Source organism: Phocaeicola acetigenes (assembly GCF_027529745.1).
Classification (GTDB): domain Bacteria; phylum Bacteroidota; class Bacteroidia; order Bacteroidales; family Bacteroidaceae; genus Phocaeicola; species Phocaeicola acetigenes.
Window position 1 is genome coordinate 1 of the sequence record NZ_JAPZVM010000026.1, and the last position, 1,086, is coordinate 1,086.

Annotated in this window: 1 pseudogene; it reads left to right on the forward strand. The window is 47.7% G+C overall.

Going from position 1 to position 1,086, the window contains the following annotated elements:
• Positions 1-1,086: pseudogene (locus tag O6P32_RS13550) on the forward strand (GumC family protein); the annotation flags it as partial.

Below are 1,086 nucleotides of genomic sequence, written 5' to 3' on the forward strand. Positions count from 1 at the left end.
TACAATGTCACAGCCGCTGTACTGGTAAAAGAAGACGATCCACGCACGCATGCCATGAAAGCGGCTAATGGAGCCATCGAAGCTTTACAGGGAATGGGAGGACTCTCCATGACCAACAATTTCGACAATGAAGTAGAAATTCTTAAGTCGCGCACCCTCATCCGTAAAGTCGTAACCCATTTGGGACTGTACATTTCTACTGTAGAAGACCGTACCTTCGGCTACAACACCCCCCTGTACAAGAATGCTCCTATACAAGTATATCTTACACCGGAAGAAGCCGAAAAACTGGAAGGAGGAGCCAGACTGAAAATGATTTATACTCCGGAAGGAAAATTGAGTGTACAGGCGAAATACATGCTCAACGAAGAAGAAATGGAGGAAGAAAAAACGTTCGATGCACTTCCGGCCGTATTGCCCACCCCTGTAGGTGTCTTCAGCTTTGCTCCCAATGATAGCATCTTGGCTCTAATGAAAGCAAAAGACAAGCCGGCAAAAGACATCCGGCTCATTACCTACGTCGCCTCTCCTACTGCCGTAGCAAAAAGCTATGGACAGGGCCTTAGTGTAGAGCCTACCTCCAAGACTACCACTATTGCACAAATTGCCGTACAGAACAGTAACAAACAGCGTGCAGTCGATTTCATCAATACGCTGGTAGCGTTCTACAATCAGGATGCCAACGACGAGAAAAACGAAGTGGCACAAAAGACAGCCGACTTCATCGAAGACCGTATTGCCATTATCAACCGCGAACTGGGTACTACCGAAAGTCAGCTGGCAGACTTCAAACAGAAATCCGGACTCACCGACCTGACCACCGATGCCCAACTGGCACTTCAGGAAAACTCCAAGTACGAACAGCTCCGCATCGAAAACCAGACACAGATCCGTCTGGTGGAATTCCTGCGCGACTATATCAACAATCCTGCCAATGCCGACGAAGTCATTCCGTCCAATGTAGGTTTGCAAGATCAAAAATTAAGTACTATCATCGACCAGTACAACACGATGATTATCGAACGCAAGCGTCTGCTCCGCACCTCATCAGAAAGTAACCCCGCCGTAGTAAACATGAAGACCGGT